Origin of the sequence: Mycolicibacterium septicum DSM 44393 (genome assembly GCF_000455325.1) — a bacterium.
GTDB lineage: Bacteria > Actinomycetota > Actinomycetes > Mycobacteriales > Mycobacteriaceae > Mycobacterium > Mycobacterium septicum.
Genome location: NZ_HG322951.1, coordinates 3,452,343 through 3,473,130, shown reverse-complemented (window position 1 = coordinate 3,473,130; position 20,788 = coordinate 3,452,343). Strand labels below are relative to the sequence as shown.

Below are 20,788 nucleotides of genomic sequence, written 5' to 3'. Positions count from 1 at the left end.
GCGATCACCCTACTTTCAGCGCGGCGGCGAACATCGCATCGGTCCCGTGCCGGTGCGGCCACAGCTGGACGTGCGGTCCGTCACCGAGGTCGTCGGCCGGGGCAAACAACTCCCGGGCGTCCAGCTGGGTCACGGAATGCCGGCGCACCGCGTCGGCCACCACCCCGACCGTCTCGGCCAGGTGCGGCGAGCAGGTCGCGTAGAGGACCACGCCGCCGGGGCGGGTCAGCGAAATGGCCGCGGCAAGCAGTTCACGCTGGAGTTTCGCCAGCCCGGGGACATCGCCGGGCTGCCGACGCCAACGGGCCTCGGGGCGTCGGCGCAGCGCTCCCAACCCGGTGCAGGGTGCATCGACCAGGACCCGGTCGAAGCCGGGCTCCAGCCCGGATTCCCGGCCGTCCACACGGCGCACGTCGACGTAGAGACCCCGCGTGTTCTCCTCGACCAGATCGGCACGGCGCGGCGTGGGCTCGACCGCGGTGACCCGGGCACCCGAGGGCGCACCGATGGCGGCCAGCAGTGCGGTCTTACCGCCCGGTCCCGCACACAGGTCCAGCCAGCGACCGTTGTCCGGGCCGTCGAGTTCGGCCAGGGTCAGCGCTCGGGCCACCAGCTGGCTGCCCTCGTCCTGCACCTGGGCAGCACCGTCGCGCACGGCCGCCAACTGTCCGGGGTCACCACCGGGCAGGTACACCGCGTAGGGCGAGTAGCGGCCCACGGTGCCATCGGACTGTGCGGCCAGCTCGGCCGCGGTCAGTGCGGTGGGCCGTGCCGCCAGGTGGACCACCGGACGTTCGTCGTCACTGGTCAGCAGGGCGTCGAGTTCACCGGCCCGAGCCCCGAGCGCATCGGTGAAAGCCTGGGCGATCCACCGCGGGTGGGCATGCAGGAACGCGGCGTGCCCGACCGGATCGGTGGCCGCCGGCGGTGCCAGCTGTTCCATCCATTCCTGCTCGGTGCTCCGGGAGATCGTCCGCAGCACGCCGTTGACGAAACCGGCTCGGACCGAGTCGAATTCGATCCCGGCCTGCTCGACGGTGGTGGACACCGCGGCGTGCGGCTCGACCCGCGTGCGCAGCAGCTGGTAGGCGCCCAACCGCAACAGGTCGAGCAGTACCGGATCGATCCGGTCGGTCGGGCGCCCGGCCGCCGCGGCGATGACCGCGTCGAGCAGCCCCTTCGTCCGGCAGGCGCCGTAGGTCAGCTCGGTGGCGAAGGCCGCGTCGCGTCCCTCGATCCCCCGTTCCCGCAGCAGTGCAGGCAAGGCCAGGTTGGCGTAGGAGTCCCGCTCCGATACGGCGCGCAGCACATCGAACGCCGCCCGGCGGGCGGGATCCAGCGGGGTGCGCCGTTGCGGACGGTTGCGTTGCGGTGCCCGGTTGGGCCGGTTGGGCCGGTTCGGCCGGTTCGGCGTATTGCTCATGATGCGCGCACCGAGTCCTCCAACCGCGCGCCGCGGGCCCAGTCGGCAGCGTTCATGAGTTTTTTGCCGGGCGGCTGGATCTGCCCCAGCCGTACCGGCTGCGAACCCGTACCGACCAACACGGCAATGCGTTCGACACGGATTTCGCCGGGCGCCAACGAATCTTCCGACTGTTCCACCGCGACCGGGCCGACCTTGACGCGCAGGTCCCCGATCATCGTCCAGGCCCCCGGATTCGGGGTGACCGCACGGATCTGCCGGTCGATGACGTGGGCCGGCAGGTCCCAGCGCACGCGGGCCGACTCCACGGTGATCTTGGGCGCCAGGCTGACCCCGTCGGCCGGCTGGGGCACCGCCGTCAGCGCTCCCTCGGCGACGCCGTCCAGCGTGGACTCCAGCAGCGCCGCACCCGAATCAGCAAGCCGCCCAAGTAGTTCGCCCGCCGTGTCGGTGTCACGCACCCGCTCGGTGACCACGCCGTAGACCGGCCCGGAGTCGAGTGCCGGTTCGATCAGGAAGGTCGTGGCCCCGGTCACCTCGTCACCGGCGGCCAGGGAGGCCTGCACCGGCGCCGCCCCGCGCCAGGCAGGCAGCAACGAGAAGTGCAGGTTGATCCAGCCGTGTTTGGGCACCGCGAGCAGCCGTTCACTCAGCAGGGCGCCATAGGCGACCACGGCACAGCACTCCGGTGCCAGCTCGGACAGCTCGGCGATGAATTCGTCGGAGTTGGGCTTGGCCGGCCGTAGGACCGGTATGTCGTGCTCGAGTGCCAGCTTCGCGACCGGTGACGGTTCGGGTTTGCCGCGCCGCCCGGCGGCGGCGTCGGGCCGGGTCAGGACCGCGACCACGTCGTGACGGGGCGAGTCGATCAGCCGCTGCAACGACGGGAGGGCGGGTTCTGGGGTTCCGGCAAAGACAAGGCGCACCGATCCAGTCTAGGTATCCGGCCCGCAGCTTCCCTAATGCGGCGCCTGGTAATACTCCCGCTCGGACACCCCGGCCAGCGGGGCGAGATACACCCACGGGATCGTTCCGACCAGCCGGTTCAGGGTGGCCACAGCGTCGTTGTAGTACTGCCGGGCGAACGCCAGCTTGTTCTCGGTGTCGGCCAGGTTCTCCTGCAAGTTCAGGAAGTTGTTCGACGAATTGAGTTGGGGGTAGGACGATCCCAGCGCCAACACCCCGCTCAGCGCCGAGTCGAGATCACGTTCGGCAGCGCTGCGCCGTACCACTGAGTCTCCGCCGGTCGCCGAGGTCAGCGCCGCCTGGGCACTGCTGACCCGGCCGAGGACCGCCGTCTCGTGTGTGGCGAACGTCGCCACGGTCTGCACCAACGCCGGGATCAGCGCCGCACGGCGGGTCAGCTCGACGTCGATGCCGCTCAACGCCTCGGCGACGTGCACGTCGGCCGCCCGCAGCTTGTTGTAGCCGACGACGAAGCCCACCAGTACCGCCACCGCGAGTACCAGCACCACGACCAGCAGCAGGCTCACCACGATCCGCCTCCTCCCCCTCCGCCGCCACCACCGCCGCCTCCGCCGGACGACGACGATCCGCCGCCCGACGATGAGGAGGACGACGACTGGGAGGCGGTGTACGCCCCGATCGATGACGATAGTGCCGATTCGAAGGTGTCGAAGTCCGCACCGCCGGATCCGCCGGTCAACCCATGACTGCTGTCCGACGAGGACGACGACGAGTTGTACCAATCCGGTTGGGGCGCAACAGCCCCCATGGTGTCCTGGTATTTCTTGGCCCACAGCGCGGCGGCACCACCGGCCACCGCGAACGGGATGTAGGCCAGATAGAGGTCTTTGCGCGCGGCGAAGTCGAACCTGGTCTCGGCGGAATCGGTGGACAGCAGGCGGTGAAATCCCTCTGCCCGCGACCACAATTCCCGGCCCGCGGGAGTCCGGCGGGTCCCTACCCCACCCGACCAGCCACGCAACGAGCACAGGAAGAACGCCGCGAAGGGCAACCCCCACACGGTCATCGGGATTCCGAACCAAAGCCAGAAGCCCGCCAGTGCGGCGAAGAACGCCGCTACGTTGGCGACGCGGATCCACAGCTCCTTGCGGCGCTTGACCATGAAGCCGCCGTCGAAGGCCCATTTGCGAACGGCCACAGCCATGTCGGCTTTGGCCTTGGTCAGCTTCTTGCCCGATGTCGCGGTGTTCTTGGCGGAGAACTCGGCACCCACCGACATCACCTTCAGCGCAGCACCCACATCGATGCCGACCGGATCGACGTCGGCCCACTCTGCCGGCTTCGCGAGACCCTTGATCTTCCAGTGTTTGTCACTGACCTGCCGCAGCTCCACCAGGCCACGCTCGGCGAGGTGGAACAGCGTCGCGCTCAGGCCGTTCGTGGGGACGGTTTCGGTGCGGATGAATTCGGTCTGCACCGGCCCGAGCCCGTCCGGTGGGGCGTACTGCACGGGAAATCCCGGTGGTGGTTCGACGGTGGTCCGCGCCCAGTTGTAGGCGAGAAGTCCCATCCCGGCGGTCAGCAGGGTGACCCAGACCAGTGCGGTCATGGACCGGCCGAGGATCCTGTCCCAGGCGTACGGCCACGGCAGGGTGGTCTGCGGCGGTGTGGCCACGTCGACGCCCGCGCGCAACGTCACCGGGGTGTGTGGCTCCAGGCCGGTCGCCACCAGCCGCGCGGTGTTGCCGTCGGTGCGCAGGTCCGTGCAGGCGCTGCCGACACCGAATCCGACACTGCAACCGGCTCCGGTGATCTCGGCGGGCAGGGTGACGGAGATGTCGGCCCGTTCGATCGTGTTGTTCCACGCCGGTGCGACGACGTTCCAGTAGAAGGCCGATCGCGCATCGGGGCTGCCGGTGTTCGCGGCGAACTGACGGTTGACACCGACCGTGCCCGGATCGAGGACGCCGTCGATGATGTAGCGGAGCTCGAAGACGTGGCTGCCCCAGTCCAGGGTGGTGGCGGGGTCGCCGATCTTGGCCACCTGGAACCGCTTACCGCTCTCCCACAACAGTTGGTAGGGCACCGGGGCCCCGTCGAGGGTGATCGACGTGATCTCGGGTACCTGCCGGACGCGGGCATTGTTCTGATTCGCCACGTCCCAGTAGCGGAAGATCCCGTGCCTGCCGCTGGGGAAATCGCCGGTGATGGTCTCCACGGCGGTCATCCGTCCGTCGGCGTCGACGGTGAAATCGGCCCGGTAGTCGGTGATCACCACCGGATCGGCGGGACCCACGCCGGCACCCGACCCTGACCCGCCGGTGAACACCAGCGGCCAGAGCAGGCCAAAGGCGATGAGCGCCAACGTAAACAACCACGACCACACCCGGCGCATCGCAGCCTCCTGATTCGGCACTCACCGACAACGGGAGAAGTATCCGCCTTACCCGATGTGCAGAGGGTCGATTTGGATACGACACGGTTGCTGATCCTTGCGCGCGCTGAGCACCGCGGTGGCCTTGCGGAGCGCCGCCGCCAACTCCAGGCCTCCGTCGCGGGGCACCCGGACCAGCATCCGGCTCACCTCGGCGTCGGCGTCCAGGCCCGGTGGCCGGCGTGCGCCGACGGGCAGTTCCACCGGCCCGAGGATTTCCGCGATATCGGGCAGTTGCGCGGTTTCGAGTAGTGCTTCGACCGCTGTCGTCGTCCCGTCGATGGCCGCCATGTGCACGGCGGGTGGCAGTCCGACCTCGCCGCGCCCGTCGAGCTCGGCGTCGGCATGCCCCACCGGATCCCACCGGATCAGTGCCTGCACGGTGAAGATCGCCGACTCCGCCACCACGGCCACCACCCCGCCGTCGGCGCGCGGCCGAACCAGGGCAGCGGCGGCCATCCATCGGCGCAGGGTGTCCTCGGCCGCACGCAGATCCTGCCGGCCCAACAGCGCCCATGCGTCGAGCAGCAGGGCCGCGCCGTACCCGCCGTCGGCGATCGGCTCCGCACCGGGTGTGCTGACCACCAGGGCAGGTCCGGCCCCCACCGTACCGAGCACCGCGTCGCCACCCGAGGTGATCACGGAGGTGCCGGGAAACGCCCGGCCCAACTCCTCCGCGGTACGGCGCGCTCCCACCACGACCGCCCGCACCGCATCCGAACCGCAACGCGCACAACGTAATGCGGGTTCAGCCCGGCCGCACCACCGACATTCGGCAGCTGCGCTCCCGCCGTCCGGCAGGGCCAGCGGGCCGGTGCAGTGCCTGCAGCGGGTCACGGCGCGACAGCGCGCGCAGGCCAGCGCAGGCACATAGCCGCGGCGCGGAACCTGGATGAGCACCGGATGTTCGGCCTGCAGCGCCGAACGGGCCGCCTGCAGCGCCATGGACGGCAGCCGGGCGGTGTGGGCGGCCGGGTCGCGTTCCTGGGCATACCCGCTGTCTTCCAGCGCGACCACCCGAGGTGCGGCGGCGCGGACCACGGGCCGGGCCGCCACCACGTCGTGCGCCCAGCGGGTGCGCACCAGGGCCTGTGCCTCGGCGGTCCGTGCATAGCCGCCGATGATCGCGGCGCAGCGCAGCTGATGTGCCCGCAGCATGGCGACCTCGCGGGCATGGGGGTACGGCGCGCGCGGCTCGGCTAGGTTGTCGTCGCCGTCGTCCCACACCAGGACCAACCCGAGGTTGGTCACCGGGGCGAACACCGCACTGCGGGTGCCGATCACCACCTGGGCCTGTCCCCGCAGCGCCGCCAGCCAGCGGCGGTACCGGGCCGACGGGCCGAGCCCGGCCGACAACGCGACCACCCGCGACGCGGGCACCTGTTCGATCGCCGCGGCATACAGCGCATCCACATCGCGCTGATCCGGCACCACGGCCACCACACCCAGTCCCGCGTTGACCGCCACGGCGGCCGCCTCGGCCAGCCGGTGTGCCCAGTTCTCGCCGGGCAGTGCCTGCCACACGGCCCGCGCCGCGCGGCCTTCACTGATTGCGGTCAGGAACTGTTCGCCACGGCCGTAGCGGGCCCAGGCGCTGGTATCGACCGGGACGGCCGCGACCGGCTCCGGCTCGGCGGGAGTCTGCTTCTCGGCCCTGGCGTGGCGCGGTGGCACCGCCAGGCGCAGCACGTCCGCGCGGGTTCCCGCGTAGCGCGCCGCGACGGCGTCGACGAGCCGCCGGACCTCCGCGGTGAGCACCGGCTCGGGCGAGACCACCCGATCGAGCCAGCCCAGCTTGCCGGTGTGGTCGGTGTCGGACCGCCGCTCCAGCAGATACGCATCGACCAGCCTGCCGTTGAAACGCACCCGGACCCGCACGCCGGGCTGGGCGTCGTCGGATTGCTCCTCCGACACCAGATAGTCGAACTCCCGGTCCAGGTGCGGAACGGTGAGTAGGGGAAGCACCCGCGCGATGGGCTCATGCTCGGCGGCGCGGCGGGTGATCGTCACTTCACAGCTTTAGCAGACTTGTCTGACGCCCGGCCGAAGAACATGCCCGCCGTGATCAGCAGCAGCGACGTCGCGTACGCCCACCAGATCGGAACGGCGAGCAACTGATCGCCGCGCACGAACTGACTGATGCCGATCATGGAGTCCGACACCGCGAAACACACCGCCCCGGCCGCGGTCCACGGGGTGGGCAGCCGGGCCAGCAGCGCCGTGCACACCATGGCTCCGAGCACGCCGATGTAGGCGACCACCGGAACGGCCATCCCCTGTTCGACGAGCCGGGGCCAGAACCAGGTCAGCAACGCCAGGCAGGCGAGGATCGTGACTGCGACGGCGATAAGGCGCGGCGTCGAGCGCCGCACCAGGGGCAGCAGGGCGCCGAGGAAGCACAAGTGCGCGACCAGGAATGCGGCCAGCCCGAGCACAAAGGACGGCTGCCACCACGGGATGGCGAGCAGGAAGTCGCCGAGCGCGGAGAACACCAGCGCACCGACCAGCCAGCGGCGTTCCCGCACGATCGGATGTGCCCACGCGGCCGCCGCCAGCAGCAGGGCAGGCAGCGCCTTGACCGCGGGCTGGGCGAAGAACTGGCCGGTGAGATCGGCACCGGCCGGCAAGCGCAGGGCCACCACGAGCAGAAACACCCCGTACGCCGCGCCGACGACCGCGGCGGCGCCCCACAGCCACACCGTCCGGCGGTGTGCGTACGGTGGCGGGATGTCCGTTGCTGACGAGAAACCAGCTGTCGATGCCATCCTGCAAAAGGTACTGGAGGCAGTGCCGTTCCAACTATCGACCGACATCGGTGTCGACGAGGCCCGTCGCCAGTTCAGTGAGATTCCGCGGATGCCGGTCCATCCCGACGTGAAGACCGAGGACCGTGAGGTTCCCGGACCGGCCGGCCCGATCCCGGTCCGCGTGTACCGGCCGCCGACCGCCGACGGCGCGACGTTGCCGGTCATCGTGTTCATCCACGGCGGCGGCTGGGCGCTGGGCGACCTGGACAGCTACGACGGCACCGCCCGCCAGCACGCCGTGGGCGCCGACGCGGTGGTGGTGTCGGTGGACTACCGACTGGCCCCCGAGCACCCGTACCCCGCCGCGGTCGACGACGTGTGGGCCGTGACGCAGTGGGTGGCGGCCAACGGCGCAGAGCTGGGTGTCGACGCGGACCGGATGGCCGTGGCCGGCGACTCGGCGGGCGGCAACCTCAGCGCGGTCGTGGCGCTGCTGGCGCGTGATGCCGGCACTCCCCTGCGCTTCCAGCTGCTCTGGTACCCGGCCACCACGTGGGACACCAGCCTGCCGTCGTTCACCGAGAACGCCAAGGCACCGATCCTGGGGCTCGACGCCGTCACAGGGTTCTCCCGTTGGTACGCCGGTCACGTGGATCTGTCCGATCCACCGGCCACGCTGGTGCCGGCCCGGGCGGCCGATCTGTCCGGCCTCGCACCGGCCTACGTGGCGGTGGCCGGCCACGACCCATTGCGTGACGACGGCATCCGCTACTCCGAATTGCTCGCTGCCGCAGGCGTTCCGGTGCAGCTGGACAATGCCGAGACCCTGGTGCACGGCTACCTCGGATATGTCGGCGTGGTGCCCGCCACCACCGAATCGTTCGACAAGGCGATCGCCGCGCTGCGGGATGCGCTGCATGGCTGAGCGCCGCTAACCCCTGTTGTTCCTGCTGGGCCACAACGACATTCGATGCAGGATGCCGTCCCGTAGTCCCACGGTGTGAAACAGCACCGCGCAGATGTGCGCGGTGAACGTCGCGAACAACAGGTAGGCGGCCACGGTGTGCGCCGTGCGCAACGTGGCGTACAAGGTGATGTTGTGCGGGGCGATCGCCGGCAGGTCCACCGCCCCCACCATCACGACCGGTGACTGCGCGGCCGAGAGCATGGCCCACCCGATCAGGGGCTGCACCAAAAGCAGTGCGTACAGCAGGTATTCGGAGTAGCTGGCGACCCGCCGTTCCACCGGCCCCATCGTGGCCAGGAACGGCGGCAGCCGATGGGTGAGCCGGTTGACGAGCCGCACGATCGCGAACAACAGGATCGCGATGCCCAGTGGCCGGTGGATCGCCAGCAGCAGCGGGTAGTAACTGAGCGCGGCGATCATCGTGACCCCGATGAAGAACTGCGCGATCACCATCACGGCCATCGACCAGTGCAGCAGCCTGGCCGGCAGGTTGAAGCGGGCGGTCGACGGTTTCGTCTCGGTGGTCATTGCTCACCCCCGGGGACGACGACTGCGCTGGGCGACTTGGGTTCTCGAGCCCTGCGGTTGAACGAACGGGCATAGACCGCCGATCGCGCCCTGAGCACCGGATCGTCGGAGGCGGTCAGACCGTCAGGCAGCACCAGCGGGTCGAAGTTGATGTCGCGGGCGTTGCCGGGGGCCTCGGTGTGGAGGGCTTCGATCGTGATGGTGCCTGCCTCGATCGTCGGACGGTTCACCGGCCACGGCAGTGTCGGGTCGTTGGTGGGATCACTCGGATCGGCCAGGGTGAGGACCAGCTTCCAGCGGATGGGCCCCTGTGCCGCCGTCTCGATCAGCGCGTCGAAGAGGCGGTTCCTGTCGTTACCGTCCGGTGGTTCGGCGGGCTCGACGGGTTGCACGGGCACGGCTGCCCACCGGACGAACGTCGTCTGGCCTTGGTCGCCGGTGGCGCGGAAGGCATGGAGCCCGCGGTAGGTGCTGTCGGCGAAACCGGCGCTCGGCGGACTCTGCTTGATGATCTTCATCGCCGCCGCGGTTTCCGGATGGGCGGCCAGGAAATCCGCCATCGCCTGCGGATCCGGTTTGCCGGTCTGCGGCTGTGGGCGTGACGCGAGCATCCGGTCGTAGAAGCCCTGCGGGGTGTTGTCGGTGAACACCGGGACGTTCACCATCGCGATGCGCCACTGCTCCCCGTCGGGAAGCCGGAACATCAGGCCCAATCCCCGCACGGTGTCCGGCTTGTCGGGTTGATCGGGCAGCCCGCCCGACAGCGAGAACCTGCCCACGACGGGGACTGCGCCGGGCTTGAACACCGCCGCGCGACTCACCTCGGCGCCGGCACCCGTGCTGGTGAATGTTCCGGTCGCGGCCAGGCCTTTGGCGTGGTTGCGCCGGAATCCGTCGTGCCGGCCGTTGATCTGTTCGAAGCGGTCGGCGAAATCCGCCGGAGTCAGCGCACCGGGCCGCAGCCAGCCTGCCGCCTCGGCGAGACCGCCGACACCGACCGCCGCGACACCCCCGACCGCGGCCAGACCGAGTAGTGCTCTCCTGCGGTTGAGCGCCGGAACGTCATCGGATTCCATCGTGATCGTGCCCCTTTCCCGCGCCACCCTCGGCCTAGTGTGGAACGAGGAGCCGCTCGCCGCAGTTCAAATGGCTAGCGTGTCTGTGAGAACGTGCTGGGCGGCACTCCGTGCCAGCGTTTGAACGCATGGCAGAACGTCGAGGTCTCGGTGTAGCCGAGGCGCCGCGATACCTCGTCGACGGTCAGCCCGACATTGCAGAGCAGGTCGCGCGCGAGCGCCGAGCGTGCCTCGTTCACCAACGCACGGAATGACGTGCCCTCGTCGGCGAGCCGGCGCCGCAATGTGCGCGGATGCATGTCGAGCTCGGCTGCCACCTCGGGCAGGGCCGGAAACCCGCCGGTATCGCGAAAAAGCTTGCTGCGCACCACCGCAGTGATACCGCGACGTTGCTCGTAGCGCTGCATCAGCGCATCGCACTGGGCGATGCACAGATCGAGGGTGTAGGGATCAGCTTGCGGCAGCGGCTCGTCGAGCATGGCGCGGGGAAAGTGCAGCCGAGAGTGGGCACGGCCGAATGTCACGTTCGGTAAGGGCATCAACGTCAGCAGCGGCTGCAGCACCTGTTCGTCGATCGACACCTCGGCAGAGATCTGGTCGGAGTACTGCGCCACCACCGGATACGCGAAACTGGTTGTGGTGGCGATCATTCCGGCGATGTCCCGTTCGACGAAGAAGCGCTGGACGTCGCGGGGCAGATGGCCGGCGTTGAGTTCCAGTACGCAGTCGTCGGCACCCTCGAACAGTTGCAGATCGATCTGCAGGGTGGTCAGGGCGAAATACCGTATCCCGATGCTGAAGAGTTCGCGCAGGGTGGCACAGGACATGACGGCGAACCCGAACAGCCCCATGTGCGTCAGGGCCGACCGGCCACCGACATCGATGCCCAGTCCTGGTTCATCGGGAAGGCGGGCCTGCAGGTGGCGGACCGCCAGGATCTCGTCGTGGGCACTGATCACACCATCGGGGTCATCGAGATCCGCTGGCGTCACACCGGTTCCGGCCAGGACCTGCGCAGCGCTGACGCCGCGCTCCACGGCCACTTCGCACAGCACCCGGGTGGCATGGATCGGATGGCACACGTCGGCCGACCATGTTGATCGCGAGATCGATCCCGACCTGGCCATGGTCCGCCTCCAGCCGCTGTCCCAAAATCCCAACTCTGTGTCCGATAGTCCCATTCCTCGTCGGTCTTGTCACTCATACGCTGGATTCATGGCGGCGCCGGCGGCACGACTGAGCACGTGGACCATGACCCGCGAGGCCATCACCGTCGGATTCAGCACCGACGGAGGCTTCCTGGCCCGGACCCAGGGCCGGGACATCACCCGGTTCCGCTGCGCCGGAAGGCGTTTCGTATCGATCACGCACCCTGACTATGTCGACCACGTGCTACACCAGGCGCGCCTTCGCTACGTCAAATCCAACGAGTACGAACCGATCCGTGCCGCGGCGGGGATCAACCTGCTGACCGACGAGGGCGACTCCTGGGCCGGTCACCGCACGGCACTGAATCCGACTTTCGCGCGCCGTCACCTCAATACGATCGTCGACCTGATGATCGACCCGATCGAACGGGCGACGGACGAGCTCACCGAACAGGGCGACGGCGTGCAGTTCGACATGCACGCGGCGATGGTGGAAACGACCCTGCGGGTGGTCTCCAACGCGCTGTTCAGCCAGGATTTCGGCCCGATCGTGCACAGCATGCGGGACCTCACGACGCGTGGACTCCGACGCACCGAACTGCTGGCCAGACTCGGGCTCCTGGGCCTGCTCCCCCGCCCGGTCTACGACGCCATCGCGACCAGCACGTTCTCCGGGATCCCGCTGCCCCCACCGCTTCGCGAAGGCCAGCGGATCGCCCTTGCTCTGGACACCGCGGTGAACACCGTCCTCGACGAGCGTCTCGCCCATCCCACGGAATCAGCCGACCTGCTCAACGTGCTGTTCGGCGCCGACGATGGAACCTGGCCCCGCCGGCGTGTCCGGGACGAGGCGCTGACGTTCATGCTCGCGGGGCACGAGACGACCGCCAATGCGATGGCGTGGTTCTGGTTCCTGATGGCACGCCATCCCGAAGCCCGGGACCGGATGCTGGCCGAGGTCGATGACGCGATCGGGGCGCGTCGTCCCACCGCTGCGGACCTGACCCGGCTGCCGTGGACGACCGCGTGCCTTCAGGAGTCGCAGCGGTACTACTCCGCGGTGTGGATCGTGGCGCGCGAGGCCGTCGAGCCCGACGCCATCGACGGCCACCACATCCGCCCCGGCACCACGGTGATCATCCCGATTCACCAGATCCACCACGACAGCCGATGGTGGCCCGATCCGGAAACCTTCGACCCGAGCCGTTTTCTTGGCGATGCGCCCAAGAGCCGTCCCCGCTCGGCCTATCTCCCCTTCGGCGGCGGGCGCCGCATCTGCATCGGACAGAGTTTCGCGCTGATGGAGATGGCGCTGATCGCCGCGATCATGAGCCGGCGGTTCGTATTCGACCTCAATCCTGATCACTCGGTGGAGTTGGAGGCTACGTTGACGTTGCGACCCAAACACGGCGTTCACATGACCGGACGCAGCCGGGAGGTGGCCTGATGCCCGACTTTCACACCCTCATCGTCGGCGCCGGATTCTCCGGCATCGGCGCCGCCATCGCGTTGGACAAGGCGGGGCTGCACGACTATCTGATCCTGGAGGCCGGGGACGGAGCCGGTGGAACCTGGTTCTGGAACACCTACCCCGGTGTGGCCGTGGATATCCCGTCGTTCTCCTATCAGTTCTCGTTCGAGCAGTCGCGGGTGTGGTCACGCACCTACGCCCCGGGCAATGAGTTGCGCGCCTACGCCGACAACTGCGTTGACAAGTACGGTCTGCGGCCCCGGATCCGGTTCAACACCACCGTCGCCCGCGCGGTCTTCGATGACGAGGAGAACCTGTGGCGGCTGGACCTCGACTCGGGCGAGACACTGACGGCTCGGTTCCTGGTCAACGCCAGCGGGGTGCTGACCGTCCCGAAGCTGCCCGAGATCGACGGCGTGGACTCCTTCGCCGGGGTCACCGTGCACACCGCCCGCTGGGATCACGCCCTGGATTTGACGGGCAAGCGGGTGGCGATCATCGGCACGGGCGCATCAGCGGTCCAGGTGATCCCCGAAATCGCCCCGAAGGTCAAACAACTCACCGTGTTTCAGCGCACCCCGATCTGGTGCTTCCCGAAGTTCGATGTGCCGATCCCGCCGGTCGCACGCTGGGCGCTGCGACTGCCCGGCGGGCGGACGCTGCACCGCCTGATCAGCCAGGCGTACGTGGAGTTCACGTTCCCGCTCGCCGCGCAGTACTTCACGATCAACCCGTTCGCCAAGCGGGCCGGTGGAGCCGGCCGGGCGTACCTACGCCAGCAGGTGCGTGACCCGGAGGTACGCGACAAGCTCACACCGCGGTACGCGGTGGGATGTAAGCGACCCGGCTTCCACAACACCTATTTGGCCACATTCAACCGGGACAACGTACGGCTGGTCACCGAACCGATCGACAAGATCACGGGATCCGGTGTCGCGACCGCCGACGGTGAGAGCCATGACGTCGACGTGCTGATCCTGGCCACCGGCTTCAAGGTGATGGACGTCGACGCACTGACATTCGACATCGTGGGGTCGGGCGAGCAGTCGCTGAGCGAGTTCTGGAAGCAGCACCGGATGCAGGCCTACGAAGGTGTCAGTGTTCCCGGTTTCGCGAACTTCTTCTCCGTGATGGGCCCTTACGGCTACGTCGGGTCGTCCTACTTCGCGATGATCGAGGCCCAGACGCGTCACCTGGTGCGGTGCATCGAGCAGGCCGACCGCCGGACGGCCCGCCGCGTCGAGGTCCGCCAGGAGGCCAACGACCGGTACTTCGCCGAGATGATGCGCAAGCGTCACCGCCAGATCTTCTGGCAGGACAGCTGCAGCCTGGCCAACAGCTACTACTTCGATCGCAACGGGGACGTGCCGCTGCGGCCCGCCACCACATTCGAGGCGTATTGGCGCAGCCGCAGCTTCGACCTGGACGACTACGCGTTCACCTCGTAGCCACCCACGGCGTCAGTGACGGCCGGGCTGCTGGTTCTGCCCGCCGTACTGGTTCTGCCCGCCGTATTGGTTCTGTCCGCCCGGCCGCTGCTGCACGGTCTGCGTGGACGTCTGCGTCTGCGTCTCGGTTTGCGTCGCAGTGGCGGTAGCGGTGTCGGTCTGCGTGACGGTATCGGTCACCGGCGCCTGCTGCTGGCCACCCTCGTGATGGTGGCCGCCTCCACCGCCACCACCCGCACTTCCGCCGCCCGACGATCCACTGTTGTCGCTCGCGGCGGTGGTCGCGGTCGTTGTCGGCGTCGTGGTGGTCGTGGTGGTCTTCTCCGGGCCGGAGCCGTGCGAGCCGCACGCCACCGCGAACGAGGCCGCCAGCGCAGCCGTCCCGAGAGCGAGCGCGGCCCGTCGGCGTCGTGCCGCTGCCGGCCGAGAGTCGATCGTCATCGCAGAAAATCCTTCCGGTTGGGTCAGTAGAGCAACCGGAACATCCTGATCAACATCGATGGGAAAGCACTGGGCTGCATCTGTGTTCATGCTGTGGGCCGATCACACAGCAAAGAACTTGGGCAGACGCGAAAGCCCCCGAACACGTGACGTGTCGGGGGCTTTGGCGTCTGCTCGCGCAGGACAGGTCAGACGGATGCCTTCAGGTCGTCGACCTTGTTCAGCTGCTCCCAGGGCAACTCGATGTCGGTACGCCCGAAGTGGCCGTAGGCCGCCGTCTGGGCGTAGATCGGCCGCAACAGGTCCAGGTCGCGGATGATCGCGCCGGGGCGCAGATCGAACACGCTGCTGATGGCCTTCTCGATGCGGGCCGGGTCGACGGTCTCGGTGCCGAAGGTCTCGACGAACAGGCCGACCGGGGCGGCCTTGCCGATCGCGTAGGCGACCTGGACCTCGACGCGTTCCGCCAGCCCGGCGGCGACGACGTTCTTGGCCACCCAGCGCATCGCGTACGCGGCCGAACGGTCCACCTTTGACGGATCCTTGCCGGAGAAGGCGCCGCCACCGTGGCGGGCCCAGCCACCGTAGGTGTCGACGATGATCTTGCGGCCGGTCAGACCGGCATCACCCATCGGCCCGCCGAGCACGAACTTGCCGGTCGGGTTGACCAGGAGGCGGAAATCGGAGGTGTCGAGGGTGTCGTGGTTGAGGTCGGCCAGCACGGTGTTGACGACCTTCTCCCGGATGTCCGGGGTCAGGGTGCCCTCCAGGTCGATCCCGTCCGCGTGCTGGGTGGACAGCACCACGGTGTCCAACCGCACCGGCGTCCGGCCGTCGTACTGGATGGTGACCTGCGTCTTGCCGTCCGGGCGCAGGTAATCGAGCACGCCGTTCTTGCGGACCTCGGTCAGCCGGCGCGACAGCCGGTGGGCCAGCGCGATGGGCAGCGGCATCAACTCTGGGGTGTCGCCGATGGCGTATCCGAACATCAGGCCCTGGTCGCCGGCGCCCTGGGAGTCCAGCGGATCAGCGGCGCCCTCCACGCGTGCCTCGTGGGCGGTGTCCACGCCCTGGGCGATGTCGGGCGACTGTGCGCCGATGGCGATGTTCACGCCGCAGGACGCGCCGTCGAAACCCTTGGTCGAGGAGTCGTAGCCGATCTCCAGGATGCGGTCACGGACGATCTTCGGAATGTCGGCGTAGGCGGAGGTGGTGACCTCACCGGCGACGTGCACCTGACCGGTGGTGACGAGCGTCTCCACCGCGACCCGCGACTTGGGATCCTGCTCCAGCAGCGCGTCGAGCACCGAGTCGCTGATCGCATCACAGATCTTGTCGGGGTGTCCTTCGGTTACCGACTCACTGGTAAACAGGCGACCTTGGCTCACGGTCTGCTTCCTTCCTTGCCGATCTGAAAAAGTTCTCAGTCTCAAAACTACTTAGTTAGGCGAATAATATCTATGCCCTGTTGCACCCAAGCGCGTGGGGCGCGATTGCGCAACCCTTATCCGCACCTTGATGCGTACGTCGGATCACCCGTCTTGCTTGCCCCGAAACGCCGCGATCGCGTCCACGATACGGGTGGCCATCAGTGTCTTCGAACCGTGCTCAAGTGCGACCTCGGCGCCGTCGGCACTCAGCAACCAACCGTCGTTGTTGTCGACCTCGAACGCCCGGTTCTCCCCCACCGCGTTGACCACAAGCAGGTCACACCCCTTGCGCTGGAGTTTGGCCCTCGCATGGAACAACACATCGCCATTGGCGTCGCCGGTCTCGGCGGCGAAACCGACGATGGCCTGCATATTCGGCAACTGCCCTTCAGTACGGGCCCGGACCGCCCCGGCGAGCACGTCGTCGTTGCGGACGAGGTCGATGGAGCTGGGTTCGGATGCCCCGCCCTTTTTGATCTTGGCGGTAGCCACCTGGGCAGGTCGGAAGTCGGCGACGGCCGCGGCCATCACCAGCACGTTGGATTCGGGGGCGTACTTGGACACCGCATCGCGCAACAGCGCTGCCGAACCGATGTGCACGACATTGACGCCGGCCGGATCGACCAGACCTGCGGTATTGCCCGCGACCAGTGTCACGTCCGCGCCGCGTTGGGCCAGGACCCTGGCCACGGCATATCCCTGCTTGCCGGAACTTCGGTTGCCGATGAACCGCACCGGATCGAGCGGTTCACGGGTGCCGCCTGCGGTCACCAGCGCCTTGACCCCGGCCAGGTCGTACGGCAGGGCATCGCCCCGCTCCAGCAGGAGCTGTGCGAAGGTGGCGATCTCTTCGGCCTCAGGTAGCCGTCCCGCGCCGCTGTCGGCTCCCGTGAGCCGCCCGGACGCGGGTTCCAGCACCACCGCACCCCGACGGCGCAGCGTGGCCACGTTGTCGACGGTGGCCGGGTGGAACCACATCTCGGTATGCATCGCCGGGGCGAACAACACGGGACATCGCGCCGTGAGCAGCGTGGCGGTCAGCAGGTCGTCAGCGCGGCCTGCGACCGCGCGGGCCAGCAGATCGGCGGTGGCGGGTGCGACGACGACAAGATCGGCTTCTTGGCCGATCCGCACATGCGGCACCTCGTGCACGTCCGTGAAGACACCGGTGTGCACGGGATTGCCCGACAGGGCTTCGAACGTGGCGGCTCCGACGAAGCGCAGCGCCGACTCGGTGGGCAGCACGCGCACCGAATGGCCGGCCTCGGTGAGTTGACGGACCAGGGTGCACGCCTTGTAGGCGGCAATGCCGCCGGCCACGCCGACGACGATTCGCTTACCCGCGTTCACGTGCCGGCCCTGGCCTGGCTACTCGCCGCCCTCGGTGTGCTCGAGCAGGTCCTCGTGGATCTCCCGCATCGCGATCGACAGCGGCTTCTCCTGCAGACCCGGCTCGACCAGCGGGCCGACGTACTCAAGGATGCCGTCGCCCAGCTGGTTGTAGTAATCGTTGATCTGACGCGCACGCTTGGCGGCGTAGATCACCAGCGCGTACTTGCTCGACGCGCGGTCCAGCAACTCGTCGATGGGCGGGTTGGTGATGCCCAGCGGAGTGTCGTAGGCGCTGGCGGCGGACGAATCGATGTCGTCCGCAGCGGCCAGCTGCGCATCGGCGTGCGGGGTGCTCACTAAAAAGTCTCCTGGCGGTTATGGCGAAAATGCATTTTGCGAACAGCGTGCTGGTGGCTCGCGGATCCGATCGCGTCGGTCCCGCCACGATGAGTCATCGACTGTCCACCAGCAAGGATACCAATTCAGCACACGCAGTTTCCAACTGGCGGTTTACCACGACCTGGTCAAAGTCGGATTTGGCGGCCATTTCGGCCCGCGCCGTCTCCAATCGCCTGGCCATCACCTCGGGCGACTCGGTTCCCCGGCCCGACAATCGGCTGACGAGTTCGTCCCAGCTCGGCGGTGCCAGGAACACCGATACCACCTCGGGCATGGCCTGCTTGACGGCTCGCGCGCCGGCCAGATCAACCTCGATCAGCACCGGGCGTCCGGCCCGGGTGGCGTCCCGCACAGGCTGGGCCGGCGTTCCCGAGCGGTGCAATCCGCCGTGAATGTCGGCCCATTCGAGCAGCTCACCGTCGTCGATCAGCTGCTGGAACCGTTCAGCGGACACGAATGTGTAGTCGACTCCGTCAACCTCGCCGGGGCGGGGAGCCCTGGTCGTGACGGAGACAGAGAAATACAGGTCGGGAAGCCGCTCCCGCAGACAGCGGACCACGGTGGACTTCCCGACGGCGGAGGGACCGGACAACACCACGACCGGAGCCGTTGCTGGGTGTTGTCCGGCCCCTCTACCAGCGCTCAATGCGGAAGCCTCTACTGGTCGAACTTCTCCAGGAGGGCCTTGCGCTGACGATCACCGAGGCCGCGCAGACGGCGGGTCGGGGCGATCTCCAGCTCGGTCATGATTTCCTGCGCCTTGACCTTGCCGACCTTGGGCAGGGCCTCCAGCAGCGCGGAGACCTTCATCTTGCCCAAGACCTCATCGGTCTCGGCGTCGGTGAGCACCTGCTTGAGGTTGGTGCCGCCGCGCTTGAGTCGATCCTTGAGCTCGGCTCGCGCTCGACGTGCGGCAGCAGCCTTCTCCAACGCTGCCGCGCGCTGTTCGTCGGTCAACTGGGGAAGGGCCACGGGTTCCTCCGTCTCCTGGCGATTCTTCTTCGGCCATCTCTTGTTTTTTACGGCTGGAGTGCAAACCAGCCAGCGACGACGAACCTACCCACGCTGGCTGACGAAAGCGAACGCCACCCCCTGGTTACGGCGTTAAAAGCCCAGCGTGTAGTGCGCGCGGGCGACACCCGGTTTCCCCCCGAAAACGCCGTCCGGCATCGTCCCCGACACCCCATCGGGCCGGATATTCCTGCAAGTCAATGGTTTTCGAGCGATCGACAGCTAACTACTCAGGCGTCTCGCACCGGTTCCGACGCCACCGGACCTGGTTACCGAGGGGTATTGGAAAAACTTTTCGCTGGTCACGGCGTGTCGGGCGTGTCGGAACGGGTTACGCGCACGTCAAGCGGATGCATTTCACGACGCCCAGCACCCACCTAATTGCCACATAGCGATTACACAGCTTGGCTAAATAGCCTTCACAGGTCGGGAATTAATGAACCCCCGAAGGGAAGCTGGACATGAACATCAAGCGCTTGACCTGCGCTTCTGCCCTCGCGATAGCGCTCGGAACCGCCACTTTGGCGGCCGGAGCCGGCGTGGCCAACGCCCAACCCGGACCGCCGTGCGGCTTCGGCAACTGCCAGGGACCCGGAGGACCGGGTGGCCCAGGAGGGCCAGGTGGCCCCGGTGGGCCAGATCATCCGGGCGGCCCAGGAGGCCCAGGAGGGCCCGAACACCCCGGCGGGCCGGGTGGACCAGGCGGGCCCGGTGGACCGGACCGTCCCGGCGGCCCAGGAGGCCACGATGGGCCCGGCTGGACCGGCGGCCCGGGCGGCCCCGGTGGACCCGGTGGACCCGGTGGACCCGGATGGCCGGGTGACCGAGGCCCGGGTGGACCGGACGACCATGGCCGGCATTGGGGCCCGCCACCCCCGGACCTGTCCTGGCGCGGCATGGACCAGGGCCGGTTCGACCACCAGCCGTTCAATTACAACGGCAGCTGGGTGACACCCATTTTCGATCCGGGCTACAACGCGTGGGGTTTCTGGTTCTTCGGCATCTGGATCCCGCTGTGACGGCCTGCGCCGCAACAGGTCTGACGGGCAACCAGTCAATCTGATTGTGCTCGACCGCTTCTCGTGTCGGTCATTGTTTTCCACGCCTGGGTCGCGACACCGCGGCGATCACGGCCCAGGTGTGGAAAACGGCTTGGGACACAAACAAACCGGCCCACGCGACGGGGCGCGCGGTCAGGCGAGATAGGCGACTTCGTCGCGCAGGCGCTCGGCTGCCGCACGCAGATCGGCCACCGCCGGGCCCGCCCGCAGCACCTCGCGCGACACGGTGGGCAGCACCAATCGCGCCCCACCGAACCCCCTCAGCGCGTCGGCGCGCCCGCCCTGGGCCCCGACCCCGGGAACCAACACCGGTCCGCCCAGCGCGCTGAGATCGGGCAGTTCGGTCACGGTCGCGCCGACCACCACGCCGACCGAGCCGGTCGCCCCACCGGCGGCTCGATTCACGGCGGCCACATCGTCGACGACGGACTGCGCGACGGTGCGTGACCCGGCCATGGCGCGCTGCACACTCGCTCCCTCCGGATTGGAGGTCGCCGCGAGCACGAACACTCCCCGGCCATGGGCCGCGGCGGTGTCCAGCAGCGGCTGCAGCGAACCGAAGCCGAGATACGGCGACGCGGTCACCGCGTCGGCCGCCAGCGGCGAGTCACCGGCCCACGCCACGGCATAGGCGGCCATGGTCGAGCCGATGTCTCCACGCTTGGCATCGGCCAGCACCAGCACGCCGGCCTCGCGCAAGGCGGCCATCGTGCGCTCCAGCACGGCGAAACCCGCTGAGCCGTAGGCCTCGAAAAACGCCACCTGCGGCTTGACCATGGCGAAGCCGGCGAACGCCGTCACGCAGATGTCGCTGAACGCGGCCAGACCGTCGGCATCGGCGGACAGACCCCAAGCCCGAAGCAGCTCGGGATGGGGGTCGATGCCGGGACACAGCGGCCCCCGCTCCGACACCGCGTCGGCCAGCCGTTGCCCGAAAGCCTCCAT

The 20,788-nt window shown here is 68.4% G+C and carries 20 protein-coding genes; 4 read left to right on the top strand and 16 right to left on the bottom strand.

Annotated features, from left to right (window positions below; genetic code table 11):
* Nucleotides 1-4 precede the first annotated feature (4 nt).
* From TX88_RS16455 to TX88_RS16430, 6 genes are read right to left on the bottom strand one after another with little or no spacing between them, the layout of a single operon-like run.
* Entirely contained in the window at nt 5-1,423 is a 1,419-nt protein-coding gene (locus TX88_RS16455) for an RsmB/NOP family class I SAM-dependent RNA methyltransferase (protein WP_044518212.1), read from the bottom strand.
* Nucleotides 1,420-2,349, bottom strand: coding sequence for a methionyl-tRNA formyltransferase (gene fmt / locus TX88_RS16450; RefSeq protein ID WP_044518211.1), 930 nt, complete (start codon nt 2,347-2,349; stop codon nt 1,420-1,422). The genes TX88_RS16455 and fmt overlap by 4 nt, the downstream gene beginning before the upstream one ends.
* Nucleotides 2,350-2,382: 33 nt before the next feature.
* Entirely contained in the window at nt 2,383-2,919 is a 537-nt protein-coding gene (locus TX88_RS16445; protein ID WP_044518210.1) for a LemA family protein, read from the bottom strand.
* Nucleotides 2,913-4,745, bottom strand: a complete 1,833-nt coding sequence (locus TX88_RS16440) for a DUF2207 domain-containing protein (protein ID WP_044518209.1) — start codon at nt 4,743-4,745, stop codon at nt 2,913-2,915. The genes TX88_RS16445 and TX88_RS16440 overlap by 7 nt, the downstream gene beginning before the upstream one ends.
* Before the next feature lie 48 nt (nt 4,746-4,793).
* Entirely contained in the window at nt 4,794-6,794 is a 2,001-nt protein-coding gene (locus TX88_RS16435) for a primosomal protein N' (RefSeq protein WP_044518207.1), read from the bottom strand.
* Nucleotides 6,791-7,549, bottom strand: coding sequence for a lysoplasmalogenase (locus TX88_RS16430; protein ID WP_084622013.1), 759 nt, complete (start codon nt 7,547-7,549; stop codon nt 6,791-6,793). The genes TX88_RS16435 and TX88_RS16430 overlap by 4 nt, the downstream gene beginning before the upstream one ends.
* Here TX88_RS16430 and TX88_RS16425 point away from each other — a divergent pair.
* Nucleotides 7,512-8,456 carry an alpha/beta hydrolase gene (locus TX88_RS16425; RefSeq protein WP_044518206.1) on the top strand — a complete coding sequence of 315 codons (945 nt, stop codon included), beginning with the start codon at nt 7,512-7,514 and terminating at the stop codon, nt 8,454-8,456. The genes TX88_RS16430 and TX88_RS16425 overlap by 38 nt on opposite strands.
* A gap of 6 nt (nt 8,457-8,462) precedes the next feature.
* Here the strand turns inward: TX88_RS16425 and TX88_RS16420 are convergent, their stop codons facing one another.
* The 3 genes from TX88_RS16420 to TX88_RS16410 all read right to left on the bottom strand — a co-directional run bounded on the left by TX88_RS16420 (nt 8,463) and on the right by TX88_RS16410 (nt 11,229).
* Nucleotides 8,463-9,026 carry a cytochrome b gene (locus tag TX88_RS16420; protein WP_044518204.1) on the bottom strand — a complete coding sequence of 188 codons (564 nt, stop codon included), beginning with the start codon at nt 9,024-9,026 and terminating at the stop codon, nt 8,463-8,465.
* On the bottom strand, nt 9,023-10,102 hold the full coding sequence (locus TX88_RS16415) for a catalase family peroxidase (RefSeq protein ID WP_110917958.1): 1,080 nt from the start codon (nt 10,100-10,102) through the stop codon (nt 9,023-9,025). The genes TX88_RS16420 and TX88_RS16415 overlap by 4 nt, the downstream gene beginning before the upstream one ends.
* Nucleotides 10,103-10,176: 74 nt before the next feature.
* Nucleotides 10,177-11,229, bottom strand: coding sequence for an AraC family transcriptional regulator (locus TX88_RS16410; RefSeq protein ID WP_044518202.1), 1,053 nt, complete (start codon nt 11,227-11,229; stop codon nt 10,177-10,179).
* Between the two features lie 88 nt (nt 11,230-11,317).
* Here TX88_RS16410 and TX88_RS16405 point away from each other — a divergent pair, with 88 nt between their 5' ends.
* A complete protein-coding gene (locus tag TX88_RS16405; RefSeq protein WP_044518201.1) occupies nt 11,318-12,697 on the top strand; it encodes a cytochrome P450 in 1,380 nt (459 codons plus the stop codon).
* The gene (locus TX88_RS16400) at nt 12,697-14,169 is read left to right on the top strand and encodes a flavin-containing monooxygenase (protein WP_044518199.1); all 1,473 of its coding nucleotides are present in this window, start codon (nt 12,697-12,699) and stop codon (nt 14,167-14,169) included. The genes TX88_RS16405 and TX88_RS16400 overlap by 1 nt, the downstream gene beginning before the upstream one ends.
* 12 nt (nt 14,170-14,181) lie before the next feature.
* On the opposite strand, the gene TX88_RS16395 is transcribed toward TX88_RS16400, so the two are convergent.
* The 6 genes from TX88_RS16395 to mihF form a co-directional block, all read right to left on the bottom strand.
* Nucleotides 14,182-14,610: a hypothetical protein gene (locus tag TX88_RS16395; protein WP_044518197.1), complete on the bottom strand. Its 429-nt coding sequence runs from the start codon at nt 14,608-14,610 to the stop codon at nt 14,182-14,184.
* Nucleotides 14,611-14,798: 188 nt separating this feature from the next.
* Complete coding sequence (metK, locus tag TX88_RS16390) at nt 14,799-15,998, bottom strand: methionine adenosyltransferase (protein ID WP_044518196.1); 1,200 nt, start codon at nt 15,996-15,998, stop codon at nt 14,799-14,801.
* A 144-nt stretch (nt 15,999-16,142) separates the two neighbouring features.
* The gene (gene coaBC / locus TX88_RS16385; protein ID WP_044518194.1) at nt 16,143-17,390 is read right to left on the bottom strand and encodes a bifunctional phosphopantothenoylcysteine decarboxylase/phosphopantothenate--cysteine ligase CoaBC; all 1,248 of its coding nucleotides are present in this window, start codon (nt 17,388-17,390) and stop codon (nt 16,143-16,145) included.
* 18 nt (nt 17,391-17,408) lie between these two features.
* Complete coding sequence (rpoZ, locus tag TX88_RS16380) at nt 17,409-17,729, bottom strand: DNA-directed RNA polymerase subunit omega (protein ID WP_044518192.1); 321 nt, start codon at nt 17,727-17,729, stop codon at nt 17,409-17,411.
* 94 nt (nt 17,730-17,823) lie between these two features.
* Nucleotides 17,824-18,417 carry a guanylate kinase gene (gene gmk, locus TX88_RS16375; RefSeq protein ID WP_044518191.1) on the bottom strand — a complete coding sequence of 198 codons (594 nt, stop codon included), beginning with the start codon at nt 18,415-18,417 and terminating at the stop codon, nt 17,824-17,826.
* Between the two features lie 11 nt (nt 18,418-18,428).
* Nucleotides 18,429-18,743 (bottom strand): integration host factor, actinobacterial type, encoded by a 315-nt coding sequence (gene mihF, locus TX88_RS16370; protein WP_003880790.1) that lies wholly within the window; start codon nt 18,741-18,743, stop codon nt 18,429-18,431.
* 500 nt (nt 18,744-19,243) lie between these two features.
* On the opposite strand from mihF, the gene TX88_RS35145 reads away from it, so the two are divergent.
* On the top strand, nt 19,244-19,801 hold the full coding sequence (locus TX88_RS35145) for a hypothetical protein (RefSeq protein ID WP_244438436.1): 558 nt from the start codon (nt 19,244-19,246) through the stop codon (nt 19,799-19,801).
* Between the two features lie 174 nt (nt 19,802-19,975).
* Here the strand turns inward: TX88_RS35145 and pyrF are convergent, their stop codons facing one another.
* The gene (gene pyrF, locus TX88_RS16360) at nt 19,976-20,788 is read right to left on the bottom strand and encodes an orotidine-5'-phosphate decarboxylase (protein ID WP_044518188.1); all 813 of its coding nucleotides are present in this window, start codon (nt 20,786-20,788) and stop codon (nt 19,976-19,978) included.

Coding starts and splice junctions, on each gene's coding strand:
- TX88_RS16455 (WP_044518212.1), bottom strand. CDS start 1,423: ATGAGCAATACGCCGAACCGGCCGAACCGGCCCAACCGGCCCAACCGG.
- TX88_RS16400 (WP_044518199.1), top strand. CDS start 12,697: ATGCCCGACTTTCACACCCTCATCGTCGGCGCCGGATTCTCCGGCATC.
- TX88_RS16420 (WP_044518204.1), bottom strand. CDS start 9,026: ATGACCACCGAGACGAAACCGTCGACCGCCCGCTTCAACCTGCCGGCC.
- pyrF (WP_044518188.1), bottom strand. CDS start 20,788: ATGGAGGCTTTCGGGCAACGGCTGGCCGACGCGGTGTCGGAGCGGGGG.
- TX88_RS16410 (WP_044518202.1), bottom strand. CDS start 11,229: ATGGCCAGGTCGGGATCGATCTCGCGATCAACATGGTCGGCCGACGTG.
- TX88_RS16430 (WP_084622013.1), bottom strand. CDS start 7,549: ATGGCATCGACAGCTGGTTTCTCGTCAGCAACGGACATCCCGCCACCG.
- TX88_RS16415 (WP_110917958.1), bottom strand. CDS start 10,102: ATGGAATCCGATGACGTTCCGGCGCTCAACCGCAGGAGAGCACTACTC.
- TX88_RS16440 (WP_044518209.1), bottom strand. CDS start 4,745: ATGCGCCGGGTGTGGTCGTGGTTGTTTACGTTGGCGCTCATCGCCTTT.
- TX88_RS16395 (WP_044518197.1), bottom strand. CDS start 14,610: ATGACGATCGACTCTCGGCCGGCAGCGGCACGACGCCGACGGGCCGCG.
- TX88_RS16425 (WP_044518206.1), top strand. CDS start 7,512: ATGTCCGTTGCTGACGAGAAACCAGCTGTCGATGCCATCCTGCAAAAG.
- TX88_RS16405 (WP_044518201.1), top strand. CDS start 11,318: ATGGCGGCGCCGGCGGCACGACTGAGCACGTGGACCATGACCCGCGAG.
- TX88_RS35145 (WP_244438436.1), top strand. CDS start 19,244: ATGAACATCAAGCGCTTGACCTGCGCTTCTGCCCTCGCGATAGCGCTC.